Source organism: Paracoccus sp. PAMC 22219, assembly GCF_000787695.1.
GTDB lineage: Bacteria > Pseudomonadota > Alphaproteobacteria > Rhodobacterales > Rhodobacteraceae > Paracoccus.
On record NZ_BBPH01000002.1, the window covers coordinates 47,135 to 67,616 of the forward strand.

Genomic DNA, 20,482 nt, shown 5'->3' on the forward strand with positions numbered 1-20,482 from the left:
GGGCTACCGGAGACGCTTGTTCATCGTCATGTACTCCTCATCGGCAGGTTCATGGCTTGGTTCGCAAGTTCGGGAGTTCACGTCCCGACGGAATGACAGAGGCACTCGTTGAGTCACCCCTCGACCTGATGAGCTATGTTCAGACCGCTGGAACCATTCACCAGCATCACGGTTGGATGCCGGGACACATTGCATCGTGGTAACACCACACGTCGTCCGAACGCGATACACACCTCTCCCTTTCTCTTCCCTCTATCGAACCCTGCTTTCGGCGCGGTTTCGAAAGGCGACACATGTTTGAAACCCTGACCCAGCCGCCTGATCCCTATATCCTCCTGCTGATGGGGTTGGGGCTGCTGATCGCGCTTGTCGCTTGGTTGCCTTTGGCATTGCGACGTCTTCCTCTGTCCCTGCCGATCGTCTGTATCGGCCTTGGCATGGGGCTGGGTGCCATCCCCGGATTTCGGTTCGACCCCTCCCCCCTTGAGCACCCCGAGATCGCCGAACGCTTTGCCGAATTCGTGGTGATCATCGCGCTGATGGGCGCGGGCCTCAAGATCGACCGCGTGCTTGGTCTGCGCTCATGGATGATTACCTGGCGGCTGATCTTTCTGACGCTGCCCCTGGGGATCGCGCTGATCGCTGTCCTGGCGGGGACATGGCTGGCCCTGCCATGGGCAATGGCGCTGCTGCTCGGTGCGGTTCTGGCACCGACGGATCCGGTCCTGGCATCGGACGTGCAAGTCGGCCCCCCGAAGACGGGGGAAGAGGACGAGGTCCGTTTTGCGCTGACATCCGAAGCGGGCGTGAACGACGGAGCTGCCTTTCCCTTCGTCCATCTGGCGATCGCCCTGGCGGCTGCGTCCGTCACGCACGAACCTTGGGTTCTGGACTGGCTGACCTACAATGTGGTTTGGGAGATCGGCGTCGGCATTCTGGGCGGCTATCTGGTCGGGCGGTTGTTCGGCTGGATCACGTTCCACATCCCGGCGGAAAGCAAGCTGGCCAAGACCGGTGACGGGCTGATCGCGCTGTCGGCGACGTTCGTGTCCTACGGGTTGACCGAGGTGATCCACGCCTACGGCTTTCTGTCGGTGTTCGTCACGGCGCTGGCGTTCCGACAATCCCATCGCGACCACGACTTCCACAAATCCATGCACGACCTGATCGAGCAGATCGAGAGGATCTCGATGATGCTGCTACTGCTTCTGTTCGGGGGTGCGATCGTCAACGGGCTGCTGTCCCCGCTGGTACCCATGGATATCGCGGCCGCCCTGGTGATCCTGCTGGTCATCCGGCCGGTCACGGCCCTGATGGGGATGACGGGCATTGCGGCGCCATGGCACGAGAGAATGACCATCGCATTCTTCGGCATCCGGGGCATCGGGTCGTTCTATTACCTAGCCTATGGTCTGAACCAAATTGATGATTTGCAACACGCGGCGCGTCTTTGGGCGATCGTCGGTCTGGTCGTGTTGATATCCATCATCATGCATGGCCTGTCGGTCACGCCGATCATGCGAACGTTGGACCGGCTGCAGGGCCGTGATCCCGATGCCGATGATGCCGTGCCGCCACCAGGCTTCCAAGGACCGGGCGGCGATCCGCGCTGATGGTCCGAGGCGGACATACCATCGGTGCGCAAATCATCCCCGCGGCAATGCTGCTCACCTTCGTCTGCAATTCCACTTCTGTTTTTCCCAAACCAGGAACGTTGAAAGCATGCAAAGTTGACGTCAGCATCAGTCATGAACGATCAATTACGCAACGCACAAGGTGAGGAATGAAAGCACAGGTAGTTCGCATCTCGATTCAGGACGCGCGCGGACAGCCCTACCAGCCCGTGGATCCCAAGTGCTTTTCTGCGCTTCTTGTCGCGACCATCGGTCCTGAAGGAGGCGAGGACGGCGATATCTTCTATGCGACGGTGTGTTCGCCGTCGTGGTTTGCCGACAACGTTCTGAGATCGGCACGGGAAGATCCAACTCACGAGGATGTCGACCATGGCCCGACATTCGGCAGGCACTACATGTTCGACAATTCATTCGACGAAGACGCCATCCTGGCTGCTGTCAAGTCGTGGGTGGCAAGCCAAACGGCCGATACCTGGCAGGCTTTGGCCGTGAGGCTCTCCCGGAACCTGGCATGGGAGTTCGAGGATTACCAATCATTGTCATGAGCCGTCATCTGATGAGAACGTATGACGGATAACCAAACGAAAGCGGATCAGATGAATGGGAACGAGCTTCATCAGCATACCCTCTGGCGACAAGCATCTGTCAGCTTCGCAGAGCGTCAGGACGGGAATTTGGGTCAACGATTCCATCCTGCAACTGGTGCTGCGATTGTTGGTGCTGCATGTGCCCGAGCCGCCGCCCGGTGAAGTGGGAGTGGAGTCCAAGGCGATCCGGGATCAGTGGCTGCTTGCCTCAGGCGTCGCATTCACGGGGTGTGTTCCCCACGAACTGGACACAATCTCGACGAGCGCAAACGGTCTGTTGATCATTCGTGGCGCCTTGAAATCACTCTCCGCCGCGATGAACGACATGCCCGCAGAACTGCCCGGGCCGTTGTTCTCGCTTCTGGGCATGGGGGAGCCGGCGACAGCCAGTATCAGAATACAAGATCTGCAGTCGACGGTAGCCGATATCCTGTCCCTGCTGAATGTCGACCGCGAAGACTGACTCTAAATATACAACAGGTTCATGCCGCAGGTCCACGACGGCGCTGCCGTCGGGATCTCAGCCAGAAGTACAAAAGGATCGCTCCGGTTACAAAGCCAGCACCGATACCGGCAATAATGGCAAAACCGATGAACAGCATTTCACCACCCCGCGCGTCTCCCGTAGCGGCTTCGAGCGCGATCAGGGCGCCGCTTAGACCCAGGACGGCGCCCGCAATCATCAACGCCACAATGATACCGAGGCTGCCAAAGGCAATCAGAGGCGGTCCCTGCAGGCAGTGATCGGACCTGCTTCGTCAAGGCGTTCTCCTCCACACTTGCTGCTGTTGAGCTTTAGGGCGCATCATCAACGACGATATCGCAATCGGGGTCTACGCCCGTGTCGCGGACGGTATCATTACACTCATCCAATGCCGACTGACGGGTGGCGTCGCCGCTCCACATGGCCCACGCTGCCGTGTCACGCGATCGGGCGACAAAGATCGGGCCATCCATCTCGTCAGCACCTTGCGCGAGCGCATACATGACATCGTGAGAGAGGTTCGGCGTGTCGGCGTCCCACTCCTCCGGTACGATCTGACCGATCAGGCGACAAGTGGAGGCGTCGTCCGTGCGCTCTTCCTCGCAATCGCTCATCGCGGCCTGCTCGGCGGCCTCCAGCGAATGAAGCTTTGCGCGGATGCGGATCGCCAGTTGCTATGAATTCGCAGGCACATGTGCGGCTATCGCTCCGAAGAAGTGGTCTTCGCCAATCGCCTCAATGGTCATGGTGCCAATGTCCTGCACGGCTTGGGGTGTCAGACCCTCATCAAGGATGACCAGCCGATAACGTTCGGGGTCGGGGAGCAAGGCGAGGGTCTGTTCCGTTGTCAGTGAGGCTTCCGGTCTCGGCGATTGGGCCGACACTGCGGATGGAACCATGACCACACCCAAACCGACGCTCGCCACCACGCACATGAAAGGCACCATCCGACTGCATTTAACAGACAGGGTCATATCATTTCGAGACATCCGCCAACCTTCCCTTCTCTGACCGTGGTCCAGCCTGCGAACCGCAGTGGTCCCGTTCCTCATAGTTGTTACTCGGAGACAGCGGTCAATGCCTGTTCAGAACAGCGCCGAATGACGGGCATCACGTCCGTATGGCACGAATGACTGGCGATCGCGTTCTTTGGTATACGGCGCATCTGGTCTATCTAATGATCGCCCTATGGCCTGAACCACGTCGATGATCTGCAACACGCGGCACGTCTTTGGGCGATCGTCGGTCTGGCCGTGTTGATATCCATCATCATCCACGGCCTGTCGCTTACGCCGATCATGCGAACGTTGGACCACGTGCAGGGCCGCGATCCCGATGCCGAAGATGCCGTGCCGCCACCAGGATTCCAGGGACCGGGCGGTGACGCGCCAAGATGGCACGGCCGTATGTGGCTGCATGACGGCTTTATCTGGGATCGGCATCGGAATTCGGGCATGGCCGGAGAGCCGTCACAGCCGCGCTCACTGCCGCGCCTGCTTAGGAAATCAGACCCACGCGCCGGCGTATGCCTTCGTCCCGCAACGACACTTCGGAACCCAGAAAAGCGTCGGCATCCGGTCCGCACATCCACAACAGCGCACGCGCCGGCCATTCCGGCGGAATATGCACCGACCAATCCAACTTGCTGATCGGGTTGACCCCGCTGCCACGGATTGCTGCCTGCATGTCGGTGGCCACGGTGCCGGGCGACAGGCTGATCGCACGAATGCCGTCCGCCCTCGCCTCCAGGTCCACCGCGCGGGTCAGCATCAACGCGCCTGCCTTGCTGGCGCAATAAGCACTCCACCCCTCCTGCGGGGCATGGGCGGCGCCGGAACCAACTGTCAGGATCGTGCCACCACCAGCAGCCCGCATCACCGGCAGCGCGGCCCGGATGCCATGGAACACTCCCTTCAGGTTGACGTCGATCGCCTGTCCCCAGGCATCAGGATCGGCATCCGCGATGCTGGCAATCGGCCCGATGACTCCGGCGTTATTGATCAGGACATCCAACCGCCCGGTGCGATCGCAGAATGACGTCACCGACCGCTCCAGGTCCGCGGCACGCGCAACATCACCAACCAGAACCACGCCGCCGATCTCGTCTGCAAGCGTGGAGACCGCCTCCTCGTTCCGGGCCATAAGGCCGACCACCGCCCCCGCCTCGGCAAGGACCCTGGCCGTCGCCGCGCCGATCCCCCGGCTTGCCCCAGTAATCAGAACCGCTTTGCCTGTCAGATCGACCATGGCTCAATTCCTTCTCTGCATTCCAATGACAGGGCCACACCCAGGACGCCGGCCCCATGAACAGGGAAACCCTATGATATCGCCACGCGCACCCCAAGATGCTGGTGCGGTGCAACTTGAAGAATCCTGCACACGCACGCCCACAACCTATGCGAAAAGGCAGGTTCTCACGACGCCCGGTCTCGGCTAGTTAAATTTGTACAGTTTATTGAGTTGGATTTTTCCCATGCCCCAGAACCAGACCGATCTGCGTCCAATCGTTTCGGCGAAAGACCTGGCGATGATCCTTTCCGCCATCGGTGCCTACTCTCACAACACCGAGTTTCGCGACCTTCGGGACAGGCTGCAGCACCAGGCCGTGACATGGGGTGTGTTCAGGGCAACCTGACCATGACCAGCGAGATGCCAACGGCCCGGCGCCCCGAATGGTGGCCGATAAGACATGTGTCGTAGTAGGACAGATTCTGCGCTTCGTGCAAACCGTCGGCGCGTTGACCCATGCTGCATGCCGCGAACAAGAACAGCCTCTCCGAAGATAAGCGACCGACAGCCGCTTCGCTGACTTCGGATTGGAGTTTGCCCGCATCGATCCCGTCCATCGTAATGTCAGAGGTTCACCATGTTCGTCAGAAAGTCGTCCCGTCCCCGCACCGTCAAAATCGATGACGGCAACATCCTGAGCGTCGCGGATCTGCCTGATGCAGACACGCGCTGGGTGGCATCGCGAAAGCAGACGGTGGTTCTCGCCGTCTCGCATGGCCTTATCAGCCGGGAGGATGCACTGAAGCGCTACAGACTTTCGGACGATGAGTTCAGCTCTTGGTGCCGCGCAAGTGCCGCCCATGGCAAGGTCGCCCTGACAGTGACCGCCCTGCAGAAACATCGGCAGCCGCGGAATGACACTGCGGCAGACATTTCTTCAGAGTAGTCACCTTTAGCAGGAATTCGTGGGTATCTGGCTCGTTATCCGCTTACGGTTACGAAGATCAGGGCCATACCCAGCACCAATCCTGCAACCCTGTACATCGGCCTCTGCAGGCCGATGATCGCGTAGGAGATGGCGATGCACCCGCCGCCCACCAGACCGGCGGAAAGCAGTGCGGCGCCCGGGGCCTCAGCCAGTCGGATCAGGTCCGGGCGCGCGATCATGCCGAGGGGGATCAGATAGAGCCCCACACCGAGTGCCATTGCGGTCATGGCCACACGCAGCCAGTTCTCCTGCGCCATTCCGGCCGCAATGAAGACAGCGCTGCAGACGGGAGGGGTGATGGTCGAGAGAAGCGCGAACCAGAACACGAAGAGATGCGCCTGCAGCGGCTCGAGACCAAGCGTGGTCAGCGCCGGCCCTGCGACCGAGACGCAGATCACGTAGGCCGCAGTCGTCGGCACCTCCATGCCCAGAACGAGACAGGCAAGTGCGGTCAACAGAAGTGACGGCCACAGACCACCGTTCGACGCCGACAGGATCAACGAGGTGATCTTGACCCCAAAACCGGTGATGGCAAGCACACCCAAGATAATCGAGGCGCATAGGATGATAGCCGCGATGAGCGACACCTGTCGCGCGGCACCGGCCAGCACCACCTCGGCCCGGCCCGCCGCACGGCGCAGCGACGGAATGGAAAACAGCGCCCGGATTTCCTCAAACTGCGGTGCGGTCCGGCCTTCAAAGGCGCCGTTTCCGGCTTGCGCATCCGCACCCTGTGACGGAAGCGCGGTGAAGACATAGTCGGCTCCACGCGCGCGGACTTCCATGACGTTCTGCACCGACCCCTGGCTTTCCTCGACCGTCATTACCAGCTGACCATCTTAAGCGGCCTTGATGCCCTCGGCCAGTTCGACGCCATCTGGCAATATGACGTTCCGGTTTTGGCCGATTTGTAAGTTTGCCGCGTCTCCGCCTGCGCCGCCCCTGCCGCCAGCAGCAGCCCCCAACAAGTACAGCCCATGTCCAATGTCGCATTTCATTCCCCTTCGTTGTCAGACGCGCAATGAACGGGGAGGGAGAAACGGGTGTCATGGTCGGAGTCTTTGCCGCGCCTAGCCTAACCTGCCCAAACAACGGAAAGGCGCCAGACTCACTCGCCGCTTCTCAGGAAGTCAGCCGGCGCCTTCCGATAGCCGGTTTTTCTTAGTGTGCGGTTTCCGATGCCAAGCTTACTTTCACAACGCCATAGCCGTAGCTCTTATTGCTTGCGCCGCTCTTAAGGCCTTTGATGTCCTTGACGTCCACCTGCTCAAATCATGCCAAATGTCCACAAGGCCAAAGAAGCAAGGATACCTCGTGACCCTCTTGGAACGAAAAGAAGCTGTTGAATACGCTATCCAGGAGCTGGCGGAGATCTTGAGCTCCGAAGCTATTCGGGGTGCGCTAACTCCGGAAGAAAGGAAATGTGATGAGCATTGTGAAGCGCTTTGGAAGCTACGTAAAGACAGCGCGACAGCAAGACACTTCGCAACTCTATCCGGCTTGGATCTGATCCAATCACAGAGCATCATTGCAAGGCCGACCGATAAGGCGTCGGATTTTTCCGGGGACGCGGTCGTCCAAGACCCGTACCTAACGTACGTCCTTCATCTTCTGGCCACTTCCAGCAGCGACGTAACTAGTTTTGATAGCCTGTTTCGCCATGCAGCTGAACTCTACCGCCACGGTGAATGGCCAGTTCCCATACTGCGGGAGTTTAAAGACGATGTCGATTTTCAAGAGAGATCCAGACCATACAAAGACGGGAGGCAGAAAGACGTCGTGGAGCGCGAGTACTTCATCAGCATCGTGATTTATGAGGTTCACCGGATTTTTAATGTGCCGCCAACACGAAATGATGCTTCGGAACATCGTGACAGTGCCTGCGATATCGTTGCGGAGGCAATGACAGTCCTTCGAACAAGACCAAACAGCTTCCCGGGCGTAAAGCGAATTTGGATGAAACGGGCTCTTGTGGTCTGAGGAAGTGTATCCCGGATGAAAACTAAGAGGCGGGCCTAGCGTTCAGCGGGTCCAAAGCGTCGTGCGTGTCGCGAAAAGGGAAGAGGCTTAGTAAGGCCCTTCAGAAACTCACGCTGGGCAACTTCGACTGCACTTCGCGACCGTCAATCCCTCGACCGTCATCGATTACGCGTCAATCCAGACGAGGTGCCGGGTCACATCTGGCGTGCGTCCCAGCGCCGCCGCACCCACCCCAGGATAAAGGGCATCTGCTGGAACGCCCGGTGTACTTTCGGAACGGGGCCGCTCTTGAGATCTTTCGTGGGTCAAAAACTACCCCCCAGTTATTGATCCACGCGTCATCGTGGATCGTTCGTTAGCGTCCTTCAAGATCGCAACAGATACTTGGAGCACCAAGATGGACGAGGAAATCTGGCGGTTGCCGCGCGTCACCGCGACAATCGGAATGGGACGCAGTTGGGTATACAGAGCTGTGCCGCAGGGGCGGTTTCCGGCTCCTGTGCGTCTTGGCGCCAGGGCAATCGGCTGGAAGCGCAGCGACGTTCAGGCCTGGCTCGACAGCCGTCAGCGGAGGACGCTGTGATGAAACACCAATTGCACCCCGCAGCCCTTTCTGCAGAGAATATCGCTATAGGTGGCGACGCAACGAGACCTGCCAATTACGAGAAGCAATCTTCAGACGCGCAGAAGCCGATCATTCAGATGCCGGCGGAAACGCGGAAGCGGCGCACGATACCCGGCAACACTCCCGCGACTGATTGGGCCCATGCTGTGGCGATGCTGCGCTCCACACAGCGGATGGTCCTGGTTGTCGTTGCGCGTCACTCAGACCGATATGGCGTCAGCTGGTGTAATCAGAAGACGCTTGCGGTCGAGTCAGGCTGCAGCGACCGTACGGTGCGTCGGCTACTCAAGGAGTTTGAAGTTCGCGGCCTCATTCGCCGCGTAGGCCGCTTGGGCCTGCATGGCGCACAGGTTTCGGACCTAGTCATAATCGTCGGTTGGCCGGAACGGACACTCATCCCCGATACTGGCCATCCGAACCCCAGAATCGCATTGAAGGAGACGCGCGAGACGCGGTTTCTATGGTCCGTCAACCGTGCTCAGGTGCGGACACCCTTTCCGGGGGGTGCGGAAATAGCGCCCGACCAGAACAAAGACACTATAAATACTACTACTACGGCACAGCTCGAAGAGATCCTGACAACCTGCTTCGAGGCGCTTGGGGCATTGGCTACTGCAGAGAACAGGCAAAACCTGGCGGACGATCTTCCAACTCTACAATCGTGGCTCAACAGAGGCATTGACCTGCATCTCCACATCCTTCCAGTGCTTTCTGAGAAGGCGAAGGGCAGCGGAAAGATTCCACTCCTACGCACTTGGCGGTACTTTGAGGTTCCGATCGGTAAAGCTGTGAACAAGATGCCGGTGAAATCGAAGTGCGCGTCGACCAGGACCAGGAGCGTACAGCTCAAAGCAGAGGTTCCGAAGAAGGCAGGGGCTCCTGAGACGGTAATCGACAAGCCTGATGTGCAGCTCCCGGTGGTCAAGCCTTCCTCAAAGCGGGTACCAGCTGATCAGCTGCAGATCCCCTACCCTGCTAATGGAAAGGAGCAGACCGAATTAACGATGGCAATCGCTGCGCTCGCCGCAAGCCGCAAATTACGCTTTCACAAAGGGGAGGAGTAGCTCGTGCGCATCATAGTTCCGACGTTGGAAACGGTGCGTATTCGACAAGCAACGTGCCCCCTTCTCGGGTCCTTCCTGCGCAGTTTCGTATGCGGAGGGCTTAGGCGCGCAAGTTTTCCAGTTCCAGCAAATACGTCGGGGTTTCCACTTGGATGGTGGTTTCCACGGTGGAGGTTTCCACTGGCACAGGCGTTTCCAATCGGCGGGTTTCCATTCCGTTTCGAGTTCCCGCCTCCACACCTCGCCCTTGTACCAGAACTGGCTCTGGCAGCCGCTGGCTTGTCTCACCCTGAGCGAGGACGTGTGAAATGACCCGTGGCTCTAACCCCCTTCCCGCTGGCCGTATGACCGCGCCCGAGCGCCGGCGCGAACTTTGCGCTCTCCTCAGTCTTGGGCTTGTGCGGCTCCGCATGCGCAACAGCGACTTTACGGAGACAGTTCGCAACGGCGTCGATCCAGCGACTACACATCCGTTCCGGACAGAGCGGTAGTGGTGGGCAACAAAAGCAGAGAAGAAGCGAATGACAAAGCTTGATCCCATCCCCGCACGCCTGGCGGCCCTCAAGGACACCCCTACGGTCGACCTGAAGAAGCAGTGGCGCGAGCTGTTCGACAGCGCGCCGCCGCCCTACAACCGCCGCTATCTGGAAAGCCGACTGGCCTACCGCATTCAGGAGCTCGCCTATGGCGGCTTGAAGTCTGAGACGATCAGCCGTCTGGGGCGCCTGGGCGATGAGCTGGACGGCGGTGACCGCAAGACGAGCCGCATCCGCACCGACCTCATGCCCATTGCCGGAACGCGGCTGATCCGCGAGTGGCAGGGCACCGAGCAAGTCGTGACTGTCACCTTGAACGGCTTTGAATGGCAGGGTCGCCCCTACAAGTCGATCTCCGCCCTCGCCCGCGCAATCACCGGCACGCAGTGGAATGGCTGGGTATTCTTCGGCCTAAAGAACCACAGGAGCCGGGCATGACCAAGCCAGTTGTCAGGAAGCTCCGCTGCGGTGTCTACACCCGCAAGTCTTCCGAGGAAGGACTAGAGCAGGAGTTCAATTCGCTGCACGCCCAGCGCGAAGCCTGCGAGGCCTATATCGCCTCGCAGCGATCCGAGGGCTGGGTGCTGGTCCGCGACCAGTATGATGATGGTGGCATCTCCGGCGGCACGCTGGTGCGACCTGCCCTGCAACGCCTCCTAGCCGACATCGATGACGGGTTGGTGGACGTGGTGGTGGTCTACAAGATCGACCGGCTTTCGCGCTCGCTAATGGACTTCTCGAAGCTGGTGGAGGTGTTCGACAGGAACGGCGTGACCTTCGTCAGCGTCACCCAATCCTTCAACACCACCACGTCCATGGGGCGGCTGACTCTGAACATTCTGCTGTCCTTCGCCCAGTTCGAGCGTGAGGTGACGGCGGAGCGCATCCGAGACAAGTTCCGCGCCTCCCGCATGAAGGGGATGTGGATGGGGGGCAACACCCCGCTGGGCTATGAGGTCAGGGACCGCAAGCTGGTCGTCCGCAAGGAGGATGCCGAGCATGTGCGGTGGATCTTCACCCGCTTCCTTGAACTTGGCTCGGCGACCGAGCTGGCACGTGATGTCGACAGCCGCAATATCAGGACTTCCCGTGGCAACCGGATCGACAAGAAGGCCATCTACCGGATCCTCAACAATCGGGTCTATCTCGGTGATGCCGTGCACAAGGGTGAAAGCTATCCTGGCGAGCACGTGGCGATCATCGACCAAAGCCTCTGGGACAAGGTCCATACCATCCTCACCGAGAGCCCGCGCATCCGTGCTGCCCGCACCCGGGCGCAGACGCCGGCGCTGCTAAAGGGATTGATCTTCGGCCCTGACGGCGCCGCCTTCTCCCCCAGCCACACCCGCAAGGGCGGCAGGCTCTACCGCTACTACGTCAGTCAGACGGTGCTGAAGCACGGTGCAGGCGCTTGCCCTGTCGGCCGCGTGCCTGCCGGGGAGATCGAGGCGGCCGTCATCGACCAGCTACGTGCCGTGTTCCGCCAGCCCGAGATCGTCGCCGGCACCTGGAAGGCTGCCCAGGAGCAGACGCCGGCGCAGGACCGAAGCATCAGCGAGCGTGACGTCCGGGAGGCGCTGTATCAGCTTGATCCGCTTTGGGACGAACTCTTCCCGGCTGAGCAGGCCCGTATCGCGGCGCTTCTCGTCGAGCGGATCGATATCGGCCTCGCAGGGCTGAACGTCCGACTGCGCATTGATGGGCTGGGCGGCCTCGCAGATGAAATGCGCGCGGGGAAATCGGAGCAGGCAGCATGAACCAGATCGCGCCGATCCAGGACGTTGTCGCCCTGCATGTTCCGTTCCGCGTGGTAAAGCGCGGCGGGCGCAAGGAGATCCGGCCGCCGGAGGGGGTCCCTCAGACGCGCAGAAGCGATAGCACCCTGGTCAAGGCGCTGGGCCGCGCCTTCCGCTGGAAGCGCCTGCTTGAGAGCGGTGACTTCGCCACGATAGGCGAGTTGGCCGAGCATGAGCGCATCGCCCATTCGTACATGACCCGGGTGCTGCGGCTCACGCTGCTTGCCCCTGATCTCGTCGAGGCGATCCTCGATGGCACTCAGGGTCCAGGGATGACCCTGCCCCGGCTGCTGGAGCCGTTTCCATCAGACTGGGCCGCCCAGCGAACACACTGGCCTGCAGCGCAGCAGTAGCTGCGGCCTCACAGGTTCCCGTCCCCATACCGCCTGACCAGGGATAATCGCCCGCGCAGGTGTCCCCCGATCTTCGAGGATGATCGGCAACGCCTTCAGGGCGAACGATGCCGGGCATCCTCCTGGATACCCCGAAACGTCAACAAAGGAGTATGACGATGAACACCTTTCCACCTCTTCCCTGGATGGACCCCGAGGCCATGCAGCATATGGTGCAGCAGCAAAATCTGCATCTGTGCGGCTGCCTGACCGTGCTGGCAAGCTACGCCGAACCCGACGGCACGATCGCCTATCCGAAGGCCGTTAAATGTCTGGAAGCTGCTCCGGAGATGAATGAGCGGAAGGCGAAGACGTCCCTGTCCCGCCTCGTCGAAGCTGGTTGGGTTACCCAGACAGACGAGGTGGTATCCATCACGGGATATGGGAGCAGCACAGCGCCGGACTACGTCCGCAAGACGCCGGACTGAACGAGGCGCGAAACGTGTCCGCGTTTAGCCATGAAGCCGCGCCTCAGGGCGCGGCTTGCTTATTGTGTCCGTACCCAGTGCTGGATTGTGCCCTGATAACGGGATGGGTATTCAGTGCCTGGATATGAGGGAGACCCGCCGTGAGCCGTTCAGAAAAGCACCTTGATCATCTCGACGACCTCCTGGCGGCCGTGTCGCAAGAGAACCTTCCGATGACAGTCAGCGAACTTGATGGCTATGTCACCGGCATCCTTTCCTGCCCCGACCTCATACCGCCCTCGGAATGGCTCCCCCATGTCTGGGGCGAAACCGGCGATGCTGGATTCCCTGATCTGGCCACCGCCGAAGCAACGATCTCTGCGGTGATGGCCCACTATAACGCGGTCGCTTCGGATATGGCAAAGACCCCATGGATCGAGCCAATCTACGAGGTTGATCCGCACAGTGATGAAACGCTCTGGGAGGTTTGGATCGACGGGTTCACCCGCGCGTTGCGCCTACGCCCCGACACCTGGCAGGCATTGCTCGAACAGGCTGATGACGAGACCAAGTCGTCCCTGATCTTCCTGATGGCCCTGCAGGACATCAATGAAGAGAAAAGCAAGTTCACCGAAGACGAGATCGACGCTATTGATCTTGAGGCTCCCGACCTGATCCCGAACTGCATCGCCGCGATATTGCTGGTGTCCCGCCCAGAGATCGTCATGAAGGCCGACAACCTGTCCCACGCTCCTGTCAGGGGCACCCGTCCGGGCCGCAACGAACTTTGTTCCTGCGGTTCAGGTCGCACTTACCAGCAATGCTGTGGCAAGAGCTGATAATGAGTACACAGTACCTGCCGTACGTCCTGGGGTCTTCCCGCTGGACCGGATCGTCGCGCCACGCCACCACCTACAGAGCGGCACCATTTTCGGCATAATCGTCTTGCGGTCTTGATCTGTGCTTATTCTCTCGCGCATCCTGCCGGGGGAGGAGAAGCCGATGAACGCCACAACAGAGTTTATGGATCTGCTTCAAGTCAAGTACCCGATCCTGCAGGCACCGATGGCAGGGGTGGCGACGCCGGCAATGGCAGCAGCCGTCTCGAATGCCGGCGGGCTGGGTGCTTTGGGTCTCTGTGCCGCGAGTCCGGAGATGGCCCATAAGGCTATCAAGGAGGTGCAGCAACTGACAGCTGCATCCTTCAACGTAAACTTCTTCTGCCACGAAAAACCAGCGCGCGATCCCGTCGTCGAGGCGGCTTGGATTGCAAGGGCGGTGCCGTTGTTCGAACGGTTCGAGGCAGAGCCGCCAACGGAACTTCGCGATATCTACAAGAGCTTCTGCGACACTGACGCCTATCTACATCTCCTACTTGCGCTGCGCCCGCGGGTGGTGAGTTTCCATCTCGGCCTGCCTCGGCCCGACCAGATAGCAGCGCTGCGTGCGGCCGGGCTGGTTCTGATAGGCAGTGCAACGTCGCCTGCTGAGGCCCGTGCCGTCCAAGCGGCTGGCCTGAATGCCATCGTTGCGCAAGGATGGGAGGCCGGCGGCCATCGCGGCGTCTTCGATCCAACTGCGCCGGACGCATGCCTCTCAACACGAGACCTGCTGCGCGCGATCCTGGACGAAGTCTCTCTTCCGATCATCGCGGCCGGCGGGATCATGGACGGCCGCGACGTTCGCCGGATGCTGGACCATGGTGCGGCTGCAGTGCAGCTGGGCACCGCCTTTATCGGTTGCCCGGAGAGCGCGGCGGATGAAGGTTACCGTGAGAGACTTGCGCTTGGCGGTGACACGGTGATGACACGTGCAATATCCGGCCGCCCCGCCCGCTGCCTGGGCAATGCCCTTACCCAGTGGACAGAAGACGCCGAACCTGCAGACATCCCGGGTTATCCCTGCGCCTACGATCTGGCCAAGACGGTCAACACCGTCGCGAAGGCCAAGGGCGCCACGGCATACGGCGCGCAGTGGGCAGGTTCCCAAGCATCACGTGCGAGAAGCCTTCCGGCAGCTGAGCTGGTGGAGACCTTGGCCACAGAGATGACGGACCGGGCACAGGCGTAAGTGGGTACCCGGCCCTTTCAAGAGATCTTGGGAAAGGGTTCAGGGACTGCTGCTCGCTGCTATTGCGCTGCCTGTGACGATTGTGACGGGCGCAAGGTTTGCAGTCTATCCGTGTCATGTCATCGGTCGCAGGACGTTCGGCTGGTAACCGCTAGATTATGACTAGGCGACGGTAACCCCGTTGGACGCACCGAACCCGATACTCTCACCCCCTCCAGAAATTTCTTCAGATTGAGTGATCATACACGACAGGGAAAGCCACACTATCCAATGGCGCGCTGAACGCCGCTGTGAGCGGCAACCACGAACGCTGATAGCCTAAAGCGCCGTTGCGCTCAAAAGGCTTCCCCGGACCAACGAGACAGATACCATCCGCCTCGTTGCTCCGGCTGATTACAGACAGCTTATCGCCTGGCGGTGCCGAAAAGTTTGTCCAGCAACCGGGTAAGGATGGATCCGCTTTCTCGAGCGGCAGGCGTTGGAGCAGAGTTCTGCTGCGGCGGCGGAGACGTGGTTTTCTTTGGCTCAGCAGGTGCTGCCGTCACGCTTTGATTTGCCTTTGGAGCATGCGTCGCATGTCGTTTAGCAACGTGTGCCGAAATGGCATCCATAAGCGGCGGTGACAACGTATCATAGGGCTTCAGGCCCAGCTCTCGTAGCCGTCCCCGGATGCCGTTCATCCGGGAGGGATCAACCCCGGACTCGATGACTGAGCTGACGAAGGCCGCAAACTCAGGCGCTGACCACCCCTCGTCTTTCGAAAGTTCAGTATGGACGAAGTCCAGCCCGAAAAATGGATGATCCTTGTTCTCGATCCGGCCATACATATGCACACCACAATCGCGGCAGGCGTGACGCTGGATTGGTGCATCCTTGTTGACCACGTGCAACTTGTCGCTGTTCTCCAACAGTTCGATTGCGTCACGGGACACCACGGCCACCATACTGAAGATGGCTCCGTCGGGCTTCCAACATTTGGTGCATCCGCAGACATGGTTGTGCGCGGTTTGCGCACCCACGCGGACTTTCACGGGATTGCTGGCGCAATGACAAGTTAGGACGCTTCCGGAAAAATCGGGTTTGCCTCGCCTTATGCCATTGTCGACGGCAGGATGAATAAGCACACTTTCAGTGTTCGCCATGGCCTTCTCCTCCGATGACCTGATCAGTTCAGTTTCATGCGAGTGGATAGGGTGGACAAGCTGGCAGAAAGTCTAAGGTCCGGACGTTGGCCGAGCCATCCGGTTTACAAATAATCTCCGCCAGTAGCGGATCACCATTCGTAAGCCTGCCCATTGGAGCATGCTCTCCGTTCTGGCGCAGTGGCTTTCATCTCTCTGCCGCGTCGGACCGTTTCCTTACGGCGCCCAGATCATGGCCCGACGCCGTGAGGGTGGGATGAAGTCAGGTATCAAAATCCAGCTCTTATTTGCAGCACATTTCATTACAGGATCGTATACTGGTACTGGACAGAACAATTGCCGCTGCGTTGCGATCGGTGAACCCCGGGATGGCTTCCCTTCCCGATCCACCCGTCATCACCACGGTGTCACGGATTGTCCGCCGAACAGCACCTCCCGTGGAAGCTGGAAAATGAAATAGGGGTTCAGCGACGGCAGCGCACTGGCGTCGTCCAGCCGGGCAAGCTGTTCGTCGGACAGCGTCACCTGCAGGGCGGCGATGTTGGCCGTTACCTGTTCCGCACGGCTGGCGCCCATCAGCAGCGTGGTCGCACCGCCCCGCGACAGGACCCATGCCAGCGCGACTTGCGCCATAGGCACATCCAGTTCGGCGGCAACCTCGCGCAGGACGTCGACGATGGAAAAGTTGCGTTCGGTGAACAGCATGCCGCCATAGGGGTTGTCTCCGCTCAGACGGTCGCTGCGACCCGCTTCCGCATCCATCGCGCGGTCCGGGACCGCCGCGGCCCGGTCCGATTGGGCCAGCATGTCGCGGCCATACTTGCCGGTCAGCAACCCGCCGGCCAGCGGGCTCCAGGGCATGATGCCCAGACCGAAATGCTCGGCCATCGGTGCCAGGTCCAGCTCGACCCCGCGATCGATCAGCGACCAGGCGTTCTGCAGCCCGATCGGGCCCGGCAGCCCCTGCGCCGCCGCCAGGGTCGCGACTTTGGCGACATACCAGGCAGGCGTGTTGGAGAACCCGTAATACAGGATCTCGCCCCGTGCGACGGCAGCCGAAAGGGTCCTCAGCACCTCCTCGGGCGGCGTGGTGCGATCCCAAACATGCATCCAGTAAAGGTCGATCCGGTCCGTCCCAAGGCGGCGCAGCGACCCCTCGATCCCCAGCCGGATGTTGATCGCGCCGTTCCCGCCATGCAGCGGATGTCCCTGCGCACGGGCAAAGCCGGATTTCGTCGACAGGACGATCCGGTCGCGCAGGCCGCTGTCCGTCAGGATCCGGCCCAGCATCCGCTCGCTCTCTCCGCCGCTGTAGACGTCGGCGGTGTCCATGACGTTTCCGCCCGCCGACACATAGGCGTCGAAGATCGCACGCGCGGCGGCCATGTCGCTGCCCCACCGGCCTGCGCCGAAGGTCATGGTGCCAAGCGTCAGCGGGCTGACGATCAGCCCCGAACGCCCAAAGGTCCGATAGTCGGTCATCTGCATGATCTGCTCCTGAATGCGGCGATGACGTGATCCTAGGCTGGTCCACGGGGCAGGATTAGCCGTTTCCTTTCGCATGAGCCTGTGAGCATTCTTCATGAATGGCCCGACTGAACCTCAACGATCTTGCGGCGTTCGCGACCATCGCCCGCACGCGCAGCTTTACCGCCGCCGCGGCAGAACTGGGCGTGTCGCCCTCGGCGCTCAGCCATGCGATGCGCGGGCTGGAGGAGCGGCTTGGCCTCAGGCTGCTGGCGCGGACGACGCGATCGGTCGCGCCGACAGAGGCCGGCCTGGCGCTGCTTGAACGTCTGGCCCCGGCGCTGGCGCAGATCGATGCCGGGGTGGAGGCGCTGTCGGAATGGCGCGATGCCCCGGCGGGCACCGTGCGGCTGACGACGTTTCACTGGGTCGCATCCACGTTGCTGTCCCGCCGGCTGCCGGGTTTCCTGACCCGCCATCCCGGCATAACGGTCGAGGTGAACGTCGACGACGGCCTGCGCGACATCGTGGCGATGGGTCTGGATGCGGGCATCAGGCTGGGCGAAAGCGTCGAGCGGGACATGATCGCCGTGCGGATCGGCCCGCCCCTGCGCACGGTCGTCGTGGCCACGCCCGCATATTGGGACACGCATGGCCGCCCTGCCCATCCACGCGATCTGCTGCATCGGCTATCGCAACTTGGGCAGCGGCACGCTGATGCCGTGGGAGTTCGAGACGGATGGCCGGGCGCTGCGCCTTCAGGTTCAGGGGCCGCTGATCTGCAATTCGTCCGATCTGGCGCTGGCTGCGGTGCGCGCGGGATGCGGCGTCGGCTGGACGATGGCGGAGGATGTCACGCACGACATCGCCACCGGGCAGCTTGAACAGGTGCTGGACGACTGGTCCCAACCCTACCCGGGGGCGTTCCTTTATCACCCCAGCCGCCGTCAGGTTCCGCCGCCTCTGCAGACCTTGATCGCGTATCTGAAGCAGTAGTCAGTCTAGTAAGGAAGGTAGACGTTCTAAAGGAGGGTCGCGAGGGTCAGCACCGCTTATCTTAGCCCGTCATTGCCGCATACCATTTCCGCCGACCAGTCTACCTCTTGTCGCACTCCACGCGACCCAAAGCTGCCTTCGCGGGAAATCGCAACACTACAGCGCTGCCTCGCCAAAATGGCCATTCGTGCAGGGCGCAGCTACTCCGACTGTCGACGCTCCGCCGTGCGCGATGACTGATCTACTCGGACATATCCGCGTGACCGTTCCAGCCTTGTGGCATTCGTCCCTTTATCGCTCCCGCGCTAAGCCCTCCACCACCTCGACGGTCACATGCTCCATTCCGGTCGTCTCGCGCACGCGGGCCTTCACGGCACGGCGCACGTCATCTGCCACCGCGCCGGGCGCGAGCTCGACCTCCAGCGTGGCCATCGGTCGTTCCTGCGTGATCGACCAAGCGTGGACATGATGGGCCCGGGCCACGCCGGGCAACTTGGCTTCCAGATCGGCCGCGACCGCACGAGCGTCGAAGCCTACAGGCGCTCCTTCGAGCAAGATATGGCCGCTTTCGCGCATAACGGCCCAAGCCGAGCGCAGGATGATGAGGGCCACGAGCACCGACAGGATCGGGTCGATGGGGGTCCAACCTGTCCAGATGATAATGAGCGAGGCCGCAATCGCCGCGACCGAGCCCAACAGATCGCCCATCACATGGAGGGAGGCGGCACGTACGTTAAGGTTATCGCCCTCAGCGCGACTGAGCACCCAGAAGGCCAAAATATTCACAACAAGCCCGCCCACGGCGACCCAGAGCATCAGCCCGCCCAGCACCTCATGGGGATTGCGCAAGCGCTGGATGGCCTCGAAAAAGATCCACCCCGCGATGGCGAACAGCGTGAGCCCGTTCACGAAGGCCGCCAGCACCGAGAAGCGGTCGAAGCCGAAGGTCCGTTTCCAATCCGCTGGCCGCCGGGCCAGGCGGAAGGCAAACCATGCCAGCATCAGCGATGCGAAGTCGGTCAGCATATGGCCCGCATCAGCCAAGAGCGCGAGCGATCTGGAGATGAGCCCTCCGATGATTTCCGCTCCCATGAAACCGCCCGTAAGGGCCGCGGCAATGAGGATAGCGCGTTCCTTGGAGCGGCGCGCCTCGGGCGAGTCATGGGCCGTGAGGGTCGGGCCATGCGAATGACCCCCATGCCTATTGTCGTGCCCGTGACTATGGCTGTGTCCATGCCCGTGCGGATGATCGTGCCCGTGGTTGTGCCCGTGTCCCATCAGCGTACCTCCGCCCAGTGACCCAACTCCGCCACGGGCACAAGTGTGTAGGCAGCACCAATGTTGGTCAGACGCGCAAGGTTGGCCCGGCCCTCGACTGCGAGCAGTTTGCGGATCGCAGAGGCGTCGCGGTTTAGAACTTCGGTCAAGGGGACGTATTTCACGGTCATGGCGGCATTCTTGATTCGCTTCGTCCCCGAGAGATATACGATCTACAGCAACTGTAGGTTCAAGAAGTAATTGCGATACACGGCCATTCCATCGGCGCGCTTTCGAAGCGCACCGGCGTGAAGGTGACAACGATCCGCTTCTATGAGGGGCGTGGCCTCCTGCCCGATCCCGGTCGCACGGGCGGAGGGCAGCGTCGCTACGGTGACGCCGAGTTGGATCGGCTGTCCTTCATCGCCCATGCCCGGCAACTCGGCTTCAACCTCGACGCCATCGCCGAACTGATCGCTTTGCAGGAAACGCCCCAGACAGCCCATGGCGACGCGCAGCGCATCGCGAAGGATCGGATTTCCGATATCCGGGATCGGATCGAGCGGCTTCGGCGGCTGGAGATGGAATTGATGCGTGTCGTGAATGCCTGCGACGGTCGGTCCGACGGGCAACCGTGCCGAGTTCTGCACGCCCTCGCCGATCATCAAACTTGCGAAGGCGAGCATTGAGACGGAGCTGATGGGGGCAGCCCGTCGATAAGGAGGTGGGAGGCATCTTCGGTTTGAGTGAGGGTAGAGCGGCAATCAGGTTTCAACGACGCGATCCCGGCCCATAGCCGCCGGTCAGCTGTCTAGTAATGCCGCGGCG

General features: G+C 61.0%; 24 protein-coding genes and 2 pseudogenes. 17 read left to right on the forward strand and 9 right to left on the reverse strand.

The window, feature by feature from the left end:
• Positions 1-293 precede the first annotated feature (293 nt).
• The 3 genes from TY51_RS00955 to TY51_RS00965 all read left to right on the forward strand — a co-directional run bounded on the left by TY51_RS00955 (position 294) and on the right by TY51_RS00965 (position 2,684).
• Complete coding sequence (locus TY51_RS00955; protein ID WP_042244680.1) at positions 294-1,613, forward strand: sodium:proton antiporter; 1,320 nt, start codon at positions 294-296, stop codon at positions 1,611-1,613.
• 170 nt (positions 1,614-1,783) lie between these two features.
• The gene (locus tag TY51_RS00960; RefSeq protein ID WP_042244682.1) at positions 1,784-2,179 is read left to right on the forward strand and encodes an Imm8 family immunity protein; all 396 of its coding nucleotides are present in this window, start codon (positions 1,784-1,786) and stop codon (positions 2,177-2,179) included.
• Between the two features lie 55 nt (positions 2,180-2,234).
• A complete protein-coding gene (locus TY51_RS00965; RefSeq protein WP_042244684.1) occupies positions 2,235-2,684 on the forward strand; it encodes a hypothetical protein in 450 nt (149 codons plus the stop codon).
• A 332-nt stretch (positions 2,685-3,016) separates the two neighbouring features.
• Here the strand turns inward: TY51_RS00965 and TY51_RS00970 are convergent, their stop codons facing one another.
• From TY51_RS00970 to TY51_RS00980, 4 genes are all read right to left on the reverse strand, one after another.
• Positions 3,017-3,319 carry a hypothetical protein gene (locus TY51_RS00970; protein WP_042244686.1) on the reverse strand — a complete coding sequence of 101 codons (303 nt, stop codon included), beginning with the start codon at positions 3,317-3,319 and terminating at the stop codon, positions 3,017-3,019.
• Positions 3,320-3,379: 60 nt separating this feature from the next.
• Complete coding sequence (locus TY51_RS00975; RefSeq protein WP_197054590.1) at positions 3,380-3,679, reverse strand: hypothetical protein; 300 nt, start codon at positions 3,677-3,679, stop codon at positions 3,380-3,382.
• A 111-nt stretch (positions 3,680-3,790) separates the two neighbouring features.
• Positions 3,791-4,147 carry a hypothetical protein gene (locus tag TY51_RS21545; RefSeq protein ID WP_156117817.1) on the reverse strand — a complete coding sequence of 119 codons (357 nt, stop codon included), beginning with the start codon at positions 4,145-4,147 and terminating at the stop codon, positions 3,791-3,793.
• Positions 4,148-4,202: 55 nt separating this feature from the next.
• Positions 4,203-4,952 (reverse strand): SDR family oxidoreductase, encoded by a 750-nt coding sequence (locus TY51_RS00980; protein WP_042244690.1) that lies wholly within the window; start codon positions 4,950-4,952, stop codon positions 4,203-4,205.
• A gap of 226 nt (positions 4,953-5,178) precedes the next feature.
• Between TY51_RS00980 and TY51_RS21550 the strand changes: the two genes are divergently transcribed.
• Both TY51_RS21550 and TY51_RS00990 read left to right on the forward strand, forming a co-directional pair.
• Positions 5,179-5,340 carry a hypothetical protein gene (locus tag TY51_RS21550; RefSeq protein WP_156117818.1) on the forward strand — a complete coding sequence of 54 codons (162 nt, stop codon included), beginning with the start codon at positions 5,179-5,181 and terminating at the stop codon, positions 5,338-5,340.
• Between the two features lie 231 nt (positions 5,341-5,571).
• A complete protein-coding gene (locus TY51_RS00990; RefSeq protein ID WP_042244695.1) occupies positions 5,572-5,880 on the forward strand; it encodes a DUF1153 domain-containing protein in 309 nt (102 codons plus the stop codon).
• 35 nt (positions 5,881-5,915) lie between these two features.
• On the opposite strand, the gene TY51_RS00995 is transcribed toward TY51_RS00990, so the two are convergent.
• Positions 5,916-6,746 (reverse strand): TRAP transporter large permease subunit, encoded by an 831-nt coding sequence (locus TY51_RS00995; protein ID WP_081994636.1) that lies wholly within the window; start codon positions 6,744-6,746, stop codon positions 5,916-5,918.
• 490 nt (positions 6,747-7,236) lie between these two features.
• Between TY51_RS00995 and TY51_RS21555 the strand changes: the two genes are divergently transcribed.
• From TY51_RS21555 to TY51_RS01035, 9 genes are all read left to right on the forward strand, one after another.
• Complete coding sequence (locus tag TY51_RS21555; protein ID WP_156117819.1) at positions 7,237-7,902, forward strand: hypothetical protein; 666 nt, start codon at positions 7,237-7,239, stop codon at positions 7,900-7,902.
• 397 nt (positions 7,903-8,299) lie between these two features.
• Positions 8,300-8,485: an AlpA family transcriptional regulator gene (locus tag TY51_RS20675; RefSeq protein WP_081994637.1), complete on the forward strand. Its 186-nt coding sequence runs from the start codon at positions 8,300-8,302 to the stop codon at positions 8,483-8,485.
• Positions 8,485-9,591 carry a helix-turn-helix domain-containing protein gene (locus TY51_RS01005; protein WP_042244700.1) on the forward strand — a complete coding sequence of 369 codons (1,107 nt, stop codon included), beginning with the start codon at positions 8,485-8,487 and terminating at the stop codon, positions 9,589-9,591. Before TY51_RS20675 ends, TY51_RS01005 begins: the two co-directional genes overlap by 1 nt.
• 521 nt (positions 9,592-10,112) lie before the next feature.
• Positions 10,113-10,565, forward strand: coding sequence for a DUF2924 domain-containing protein (locus tag TY51_RS01010; RefSeq protein WP_042244702.1), 453 nt, complete (start codon positions 10,113-10,115; stop codon positions 10,563-10,565).
• On the forward strand, positions 10,562-11,884 hold the full coding sequence (locus TY51_RS01015) for a recombinase family protein (RefSeq protein ID WP_042244704.1): 1,323 nt from the start codon (positions 10,562-10,564) through the stop codon (positions 11,882-11,884). The genes TY51_RS01010 and TY51_RS01015 overlap by 4 nt, the downstream gene beginning before the upstream one ends.
• Positions 11,881-12,276 carry a hypothetical protein gene (locus tag TY51_RS01020; RefSeq protein ID WP_042244706.1) on the forward strand — a complete coding sequence of 132 codons (396 nt, stop codon included), beginning with the start codon at positions 11,881-11,883 and terminating at the stop codon, positions 12,274-12,276. The genes TY51_RS01015 and TY51_RS01020 overlap by 4 nt, the downstream gene beginning before the upstream one ends.
• A 152-nt stretch (positions 12,277-12,428) precedes the next feature.
• Entirely contained in the window at positions 12,429-12,743 is a 315-nt protein-coding gene (locus tag TY51_RS01025) for a hypothetical protein (protein ID WP_197054591.1), read from the forward strand.
• Between the two features lie 140 nt (positions 12,744-12,883).
• The gene (locus TY51_RS01030) at positions 12,884-13,561 is read left to right on the forward strand and encodes a UPF0149 family protein (protein WP_042244710.1); all 678 of its coding nucleotides are present in this window, start codon (positions 12,884-12,886) and stop codon (positions 13,559-13,561) included.
• A 163-nt stretch (positions 13,562-13,724) separates the two neighbouring features.
• Entirely contained in the window at positions 13,725-14,792 is a 1,068-nt protein-coding gene (locus TY51_RS01035; RefSeq protein WP_042244711.1) for a nitronate monooxygenase family protein, read from the forward strand.
• 578 nt (positions 14,793-15,370) lie between these two features.
• Here TY51_RS01035 and gfa read toward each other — a convergent pair.
• Both gfa and TY51_RS01045 read right to left on the reverse strand, forming a co-directional pair.
• Positions 15,371-15,934: pseudogene (gene gfa, locus TY51_RS20680) on the reverse strand (S-(hydroxymethyl)glutathione synthase); the annotation flags it as partial.
• Positions 15,935-16,330: 396 nt separating this feature from the next.
• Positions 16,331-17,422, reverse strand: coding sequence for an aldo/keto reductase (locus TY51_RS01045; RefSeq protein WP_042244715.1), 1,092 nt, complete (start codon positions 17,420-17,422; stop codon positions 16,331-16,333).
• A 98-nt stretch (positions 17,423-17,520) separates the two neighbouring features.
• On the opposite strand from TY51_RS01045, the pseudogene TY51_RS01050 reads away from it, so the two are divergent.
• Positions 17,521-18,075: pseudogene (locus tag TY51_RS01050) on the forward strand (LysR family transcriptional regulator); the annotation flags it as partial.
• A gap of 43 nt (positions 18,076-18,118) precedes the next feature.
• Complete coding sequence (locus tag TY51_RS23860; protein ID WP_255351374.1) at positions 18,119-18,397, forward strand: LysR substrate-binding domain-containing protein; 279 nt, start codon at positions 18,119-18,121, stop codon at positions 18,395-18,397.
• Between the two features lie 291 nt (positions 18,398-18,688).
• On the opposite strand, the gene TY51_RS01055 is transcribed toward TY51_RS23860, so the two are convergent.
• Complete coding sequence (locus tag TY51_RS01055; protein ID WP_042244716.1) at positions 18,689-19,675, reverse strand: cation diffusion facilitator family transporter; 987 nt, start codon at positions 19,673-19,675, stop codon at positions 18,689-18,691.
• Positions 19,675-19,845: a hypothetical protein gene (locus tag TY51_RS21560; RefSeq protein ID WP_156117820.1), complete on the reverse strand. Its 171-nt coding sequence runs from the start codon at positions 19,843-19,845 to the stop codon at positions 19,675-19,677. The genes TY51_RS01055 and TY51_RS21560 overlap by 1 nt, the downstream gene beginning before the upstream one ends.
• Positions 19,846-19,968: 123 nt before the next feature.
• On the opposite strand from TY51_RS21560, the gene TY51_RS20685 reads away from it, so the two are divergent.
• Positions 19,969-20,343: a MerR family DNA-binding protein gene (locus TY51_RS20685; protein WP_307533769.1), complete on the forward strand. Its 375-nt coding sequence runs from the start codon at positions 19,969-19,971 to the stop codon at positions 20,341-20,343.
• Positions 20,344-20,482 lie beyond the last annotated feature (139 nt).